A 6,826-nucleotide genomic window follows, 5' to 3' on the forward strand; every position below is an offset into this window, starting at 1 on the left:
GGCCGGGGGCGGGCCGGGGCGGGCTTTGGGCGGCTATGGACAGCTGATATCCCGCTATCTATCAGGCAGGGTTCCTGATAGTTTACGGCAGCGCGCGGTCGACGCCTGCGCGACGCCGCGGGATCCGATCCGGGGAAGGGGCCGCAGAATGAGTTCAGTGCTGTACGACCGACACGAGGTGAGGCGCGCCCGGTACGCCGTGGCCGCCGTCTTCGCCGTGCACGGTGCCGTCACCGGCTCGTTCGCGACCCGGGTGCCGTGGATCCAGGACCACGCCTCGGTCACGGCGGGGCAGTTGGGGCTGGCGCTGGTGTTCCCCGCGCTCGGCGCGTCCCTCGCGATGCCGCTCGCGGGCCGCGTCGGTCACCGGTTCGGCGCCCGTACGGCGCTGCGCGGTCTGATCGCGCTCTGGACGCTGACCCTGGCTCTGCCGTCCCTCGCCCCGAACCTCCCCACTCTCTGCCTCGCCCTGTTCGTCTTCGGCGCCACGGCCGGCATGGCGGACGTGGCGATGAACGCGCTGGGCGTCGAGGTCGAGAACCGGCTGGGCAGGTCGATCATGTCCGGTCTGCACGGAATGTGGAGCGCGGGCGCGCTGACCGGCGCGGCGGGCGGCACTCTCGCCGCCCATCTGGGCTCGGACGCGCGGCTGCATCATGTGCTGGCGGCGGCGATCCTCACGGTGGTCGGCGTGACCGCCTGCCGGTGGGTGCTCGATCTGCGCCCCGCCGACGACGAGGAGCCGCCCCCGAGGTTCGCGTTGCCGCCCAGGTCGGCGCTGCTGATCGGCGCGATCGGCTTCTGCGCCGTGTTCGCGGAGGGGGCGAGTCTGGACTGGTCGGCGGTGTATCTGCGGGACGAGCTGGGCACCTCGGCCGGTCTGGCGGCGGCTTGCACGACCGGCTTCATGCTGACGATGGCGGGGGCCAGGTTCGCCGGTGACGCGGTCGTGAACCGCTTCGGCGCGGTGCGCACGGTCCGGGCGGGCGGCGCGCTCGCCGTGTTCGGCGGGGCGCTCATCGTGGTCGCGGAGAATCCCGCGACGGCGATGACCGGGTTCGCGCTGCTGGGGCTCGGTATCGCCGTCGTCGTCCCGCTGTGCTTCGCGGCGGCGGGCCGCAGCGGCCCCAACCCCAGTCAGGCCATCGCGGGCGTCGCCACCATCACGTACACCTCGGGCCTGGTCGCGCCGGGCGCGATCGGGACGCTCGCCCAGGCGACCAGCCTGGTGGTGTCGTTCGGGCTGGTCACGGTGCTGGTCGGCGGGCTCGCCGGGCTCGCGGGGGTGCTGCGGGCCGGTGACCGGGACCGACCGAAGGTCAGTCCGCCGAGCGCTGCAGTTCCCGAGCGCAGGCCCTGAACCGCTCGCTCCAGGGGGTGGGCCGCAGGGTGCCCGCGTCGAGCCGGACCAGTACCCGGGTGCCCCGCGCGTACGTCGCCTCGCCGTCGGCCGAGCACAACCGGAAGCCGTAGGTGAGGCCGGTGGTGCCGAGGCGTTCCAGCCACAGGTGCACGGCGTACTCGCCGGGCCGGGTGACCGGTGCCTCGTAGCCGATGCGCAGTTCCCGGACCACGTTGCAGAAGTCGCCGGACGCCGCCCAGTCGCCGTCGAAGGTGAAGCCGTATCCGTGCAGCAGGGCGCTCCAGGCGCGCTCCACGAGCAGCGGGTAGCGGGCGTTGTGGAGCATGCCGAGGGAGTCGAGGTCGTCGAAGTGGACGGTGACGGGCATCAGCCGCCCGTACGGGCCGTGCGGATCGGCGGAGGGTATGTGCGCGGCGGCTTCGGTGGTCACGGGCGGGGCTCCTGGGCGTACGGGACGGGTGGCGGACGCGGATGCGTGTGCGGTCATCCGCGCGCGCCCATCCTAAGCGGACGCTCAGATTGTCCTTCGCGGCCCTCCGGAGGGCCGCGAATCCCTTTCTGTGCAGGTCAGCGGGCCAGGTCGTAGGCGTACGACGCGGTGAAGGTACCGGCGGCGCCCTTGCAGCCGTCCGACTCCCCCGGCAGCTTGACCCACAGATAGGCGTCGATCCGTGCAGCACCGGTGTTCGTGGTCGGTGCCCGGCCGAGTTTCCGTCCCGCCGGGTCGCACCATTCGCCGTCGGCCGGGGCGCCGTTGCCGTTGCGGCTGGTGTCGATCACCGCGCCGAGGCCGGCGGGGCCGCCGAGGGCGTCGAGCACCTGTCGGTCGTAGGCGATCTCGTCGTCCGTGCGGTGGAAGTTGGAGACGTTGCTGAAGACGCCGTCGGAGGACGCGGCCGAGGCCGCGCCCGCGCGACGGAGCAGGGCCGCCTGCTTGGCGGGCGGGTTCCAGCCGGAGTGGCCCGCGTCGTAGTAGACGCGGGCGCCTGGGTCCGCGGCCTTGAGGACGCGGCCCGCACGGGCCAGCGAGGCGAAACGGGCGGTGCGCTGACCGGTGGAGAGACAGTCGGACAGGGCGATCGAGTCGGGCTCCAGGATCACGATGACCTCGCCGGAGCCGAGGCCGGCCGCGAAGGCGTCGATCCAGTCGTCGTAAGCGCCGAGGTCGGGCGCGCCGCCCTGGGATGCGCCGCCGCAGTCGCGGTCCGGCACGGCGTACGCCACGAGCACCGGGACCCGGTCGGCACCCGCCGCGCCCGCGGTGACCGCGCGGACCCGGGCGGTGATCGTCGAGGGCGAGAAGTCCGCGAACCAGACGGCCGCCGGACGTTTCGCGATCTCCGCCTCGATGACGGGGCGACGCGGATCGTCGCGGTGGGCGCCGACCCAGTCGAGGACATGGGAGTCGGGGTAGCGGTAGAGGCGGCTGGTCACCGGGACGGGCGCCTGCTCCGCCTCGGCCTGCGGAGCGGTCGGCGAGGGCGTGCGGCTCGGCTGCCTCGTCCTCGGCAGTGGCTTCGCCTCCGCCTCCGGTTCCGTCGTACGGGCGGACGGGGAGGGCGAGTTGGACTCGGCGGCGCTCGGTGCGGGCGTCCGCGACGTCTGTAACGGCGGCGGGGCGAGCAGGGGGGAACTGGTCACCTCGGTCCTCGCCTCGTCGGCACCGCCGCCGCCACCGCCCTCGTCGAGCGCGGAGAGCAGCCCGGTCGCGGTGCCGACCGCGACCACGACGGAGGCGGCGGCGACCATGACGGAACGCCGGGCGGCGCGCCTGCGTTCGGCCCGGCGCGCGGCCAGGCGCTGGGCGCGCGAGCCTGACACGTACAGCTCCCCTCCTTCGGCCGCGACGGGCGCGTTCCCCCGTTCTGGGGAAGCGTCCGGCCCGGCGGCACATGCGCCAGCCTAGGACTGGGACCCTGCCCTCATGGTGCAATTGGAACAGTTCACCACTTCCGTCGACGATGTCATCTCCCGTATGCGCGCGCTGGAGGCGCATCTGCCGCCGCGTGACGGGCTGGCGGTCTTCAACCGCGTCTACCTCGCCGTCACCGAGGCCTTCGACCGTCGTCTGGAGGCCGGCGCGTTCCCCGACGCCGAGGCCGCGATCACCCTGGACGTGCGGTTCGCCGAGCGGTATCTGCGGGTGGCCGAGGACGACCACGCGCCCGCCTGCTGGCGCCCGTTGCTCCAGTTCCGCCGTCATCCCGGCGTACGCCCGCTGCAGTTCGCGCTCGCGGGCATCAATGCGCACATCGGGCACGATCTGGCGCTGGCCGTCGTGGACACCTGTCGTACGCTCGACTGCGAACCGGCCGATCTGGAGGACGAGTTCGAGCGGGTGGGCGATCTGCTCGTCTCGCTGGAGGAGCGCATCCGCGAGGAGCTGATGCCGGGTCCCGATCTGCTCCAGATCGCCGATCCGCTCACCCATCTGGTGGGCGCGTGGAGCCTGGAGCGGGCCCGGTCCGCCACCTGGTCGGCGGCCCGCGCGCTGTGGGCACTTCGCCGACTGCCCGATGTCGCCGAGGAGTTCACCGACCGTCTGGACGCGGCGGTCGGCTTCGCGGGCCGCATGATCCTCACACCACTACCGACCTGATCCAGCCACTCCGGCGCAGAACTTCCGCCAGAAGTAGATGAACGTTGTACGTTCGACGGCGTAAGCAACTGTTGCGAAGGAGCACAAGCATGGCTGTCCGCCTGGGACTTGGTCTACCGCAGTCACACCAGTACGAGATCGGACGCGATGTGCCGGACGTGGCACGCACGGCCGAGCAGATCGGCTACGAGAGCCTGTGGGTGTTCGAACGCGCCCTGTTCCCGGAGCCCGCGACCCAGGGCCTGTACGGCATGGAGGGCGTCCCCTGGCCCGACCTCTACCGGGGTCTCGCCGAGCCGCTGGTGACGCTGACGCTGGCCGCCACGGCCACCGAGCGCGCCCGCCTCGGCACCAGCGTGCTGGTCGCCCCGCTGCACGGCCCCTTCCAACTGGCGCGCACGCTGGGCACGTTGGACGCGGCCAGCGGCGGCCGGGTGGTGGCGGGCCTCGGCACCGGCTGGTCCCTCGACGAGTACGCCGCCGCCGGGGTGGCCCCGTTCGCCGAGCGCGGCCGGGTCCTGGACGAGATCCTCGACGTGTGCCGGGCGGTCTGGGGCCCGGACCCGGTCCAGTACGACGGCGAGCTGACGAAGATAGCGTCGGCCGTGGTCGGCCCCAAGCCCGCTCGCCCGATCCCGATATTCCTGCCCGCGTTCAGCAAGAAGTCCCTGACCCGCCTCGTCGAACGCGGCGACGGCTGGAACCCGATCGCCATGGGCGCCGAGCAACTCGCCGCCCAGTGGCGGCAGGTGCAGGACCTCGCCGCCGAGAAGGGCCGCACCAGGCCGATCGAAACGGCGGTCCGGGTGAACCTCACGTACACCGCGAAGGCGTACGACGGCGACGACCGCCAGCCCTTCCAGGGCAGCATCGACCAGATCGTGACCGACCTCGCCGCCCACGCCGAGATCGGCCTCGACGAGTTCTTCTTCGAGTTCGGCGACGCCCCGCGGGACGCGGCCGAACTCAAGGACCTGGCCGCCGAGTTGTACGACGCGGCACGGGCGGCCGGGATCTGAGCGGTCCCTCTCAGTCCTCCGGCAGTTCGACGGGCGCGATCTCGTCGTAGACGTCACCCGGCCCCGGGTTGGTCGCGTCGGTCGTTCCCCCGAAGTGGTGCATGACGCCCCAGACCGCGTTCAGCGCGGTCTGGACGGCGCCCTCGGCCCAGCCCGCCGTCCAGGAGATGTCGTCACCGGCGAGGAAGACGCCCCGCTTGTCGGCGGGCAGCCGGTCCTGCATGAAGTGGGTGAACAGGCGCCGCTGGTAACGGTAGTGGCCGGGCAGGTTGGCCTTGAACGCGCCCATGAAATAGGGCTCGTTCTCCCAGGACACGGTGACCGGGTTGCCGATGATGTGCTTGCGGATGTCGACCTTCGGATAGATCTCGCCGAGCGACTTCAGCATGACCTCCATCCGCTCGTTCGCGGACAGCGGCAGCCACTTGAGGCTGTCGTCGCACCAGGTGTACGAGAGACAGATGACGGCGGGCTTGTCCGGACCGTCGTCGAGAAGGTAAGTCCCGCGCGTCATACGGTCGGTGAGGGTCATGGACATCACGTCCCGCCCCGTGAACTCGTCCTTGTCGAGCCAGAAGGGCCGGTCGACGGGCACGAAGAGCTTGCTGGACTCCATGTAGTGGGTGCGCTCGATGGCCGTCCAGTGGTCGATCGGGAAGAGCGAGTCGTCGCAGTCGATCTTCGAGAGCAGCATCCAGGACTGGGCGGTGAAGACCGCCGCGGGGTAGGTGCGGATGTCGCCGCCCGCGTCGGTGACGGTGATCCGGTTGCCGGCCGTGCGGTGCAGACGGGTCACGGCGGGGCGCGGTACGCCGTTCACGTGCAGGGACGCCAGGGAGGTCCCGTACGGCCAGTGGACGATCTTCCCGGGGGCGCGATCCCAGAGCCGCAGCGGCAGTTGCTGGCTGCCGCCCACGATGCCCCGGTGATGGTCGTCGGCCTCGGTGTAGACGACCCGCAGGATCTCCAGGATCGAGTTGGGGAAGTCGGTGTCCCAGCCGCCCGTCCCGAAGCCGACCTGGCCGAAGATCTCGCGGTGCCGGAACGACTTGAAGGCCTCGGAGTCGCAGAGGAAGCCGTAGAAGGTCTGGTTGTCGAGCTTCTCGACGAGCCGGGCCCAGATCTCGCGGATGCGCGGGACGTCGCGCTCCCGCAGGGCCCGGTTCATGTCGGAGAAGTCGGCGCCCTCTTCGAGGCAGGTGTTCCAGGCCTCGGCGACATCGCGGTAGACCTGCGGCAGGTCGTCGGCCGTCTCGGCGTAGTGCGACTCGCCCTTGAGGTCGACGACCGTCGAAGGGGTGCACTCCGCGAGGGGGTTGGGGAACGGCCGGGTCTCCAGGTCCACCAGGTCGATGTAGTGCTGGAGGGCGGTGGAGGAGGGCGGGAAGCGCATCGCGCCCATCTCGGCCGTGAGGGAGGGGTCGCAGCCGTCGAACCCGACGGTCCGCAGCCGTCCGCCGATCCGATCGGCCTCGTACACCACGGGCTTGAGGCCCATCTTCATCAGCTCGTAGGCGGCGATGATCCCCGACAGCCCGCCGCCGATGACGGCGACCTCGGTGCCGTGCTCGGTCGCGGGCACCTGCCCGAGGCCGGCCGGGTGGGCCAGGTAGTCGTCGTAGGCGTAGGGGAAGTCCGGCCCGAACATGGTGATCGGCGGCTGCTGCGCGTCGGCGTGCTGGACGGCGGTGGGCACCGTGGACGTCATGGGGTGCGGACTCCTTGCGGGCGGTACAGGTGAGGTGAGGTGGCGCGAGGCGAACCCGTATCTCCAGGACCGCCGGCCCGGCCTGTACGGCTCCCTCGTCTGAGCCCCGCTTCCCCCCTCGCGCCACCTCACCTCAC

6 protein-coding genes are annotated in these 6,826 nt (G+C 71.7%); 3 read left to right on the forward strand and 3 right to left on the reverse strand.

Annotated elements, in window-relative coordinates; translation table 11 throughout:
- Nucleotides 1-148 precede the first annotated feature (148 nt).
- Complete coding sequence (locus AOK08_RS41025; RefSeq protein WP_055535566.1) at nt 149-1,360, forward strand: MFS transporter; 1,212 nt, start codon at nt 149-151, stop codon at nt 1,358-1,360.
- Here the strand turns inward: AOK08_RS41025 and AOK08_RS41030 are convergent.
- Both AOK08_RS41030 and AOK08_RS41035 read right to left on the reverse strand, forming a co-directional pair.
- Complete coding sequence (locus AOK08_RS41030; protein WP_055535574.1) at nt 1,320-1,730, reverse strand: acyl-CoA thioesterase; 411 nt, start codon at nt 1,728-1,730, stop codon at nt 1,320-1,322. The two genes, AOK08_RS41025 and AOK08_RS41030, sit on opposite strands and share 41 nt — an antisense overlap.
- Nucleotides 1,731-1,930: 200 nt before the next feature.
- Nucleotides 1,931-3,112 (reverse strand): glycoside hydrolase family 6 protein, encoded by a 1,182-nt coding sequence (locus AOK08_RS41035; RefSeq protein WP_055535576.1) that lies wholly within the window; start codon nt 3,110-3,112, stop codon nt 1,931-1,933.
- A 175-nt stretch (nt 3,113-3,287) separates the two neighbouring features.
- Here AOK08_RS41035 and AOK08_RS41040 point away from each other — a divergent pair, with 175 nt between their 5' ends.
- Nucleotides 3,288-3,962 carry a DUF5995 family protein gene (locus AOK08_RS41040; RefSeq protein WP_055535568.1) on the forward strand — a complete coding sequence of 225 codons (675 nt, stop codon included), beginning with the start codon at nt 3,288-3,290 and terminating at the stop codon, nt 3,960-3,962.
- Between the two features lie 89 nt (nt 3,963-4,051).
- Entirely contained in the window at nt 4,052-4,981 is a 930-nt protein-coding gene (locus tag AOK08_RS41045; protein WP_055535570.1) for an LLM class F420-dependent oxidoreductase, read from the forward strand.
- Nucleotides 4,982-4,991: 10 nt separating this feature from the next.
- On the opposite strand, the gene AOK08_RS41050 is transcribed toward AOK08_RS41045, so the two are convergent.
- The gene (locus AOK08_RS41050; protein ID WP_055535572.1) at nt 4,992-6,689 is read right to left on the reverse strand and encodes a flavin monoamine oxidase family protein; all 1,698 of its coding nucleotides are present in this window, start codon (nt 6,687-6,689) and stop codon (nt 4,992-4,994) included.
- Nucleotides 6,690-6,826 lie beyond the last annotated feature (137 nt).

The organism is Streptomyces graminilatus, from assembly GCF_001418565.1.
In the GTDB taxonomy this organism is placed as follows: Bacteria; Actinomycetota; Actinomycetes; order Streptomycetales; family Streptomycetaceae; genus Streptomyces; species Streptomyces graminilatus.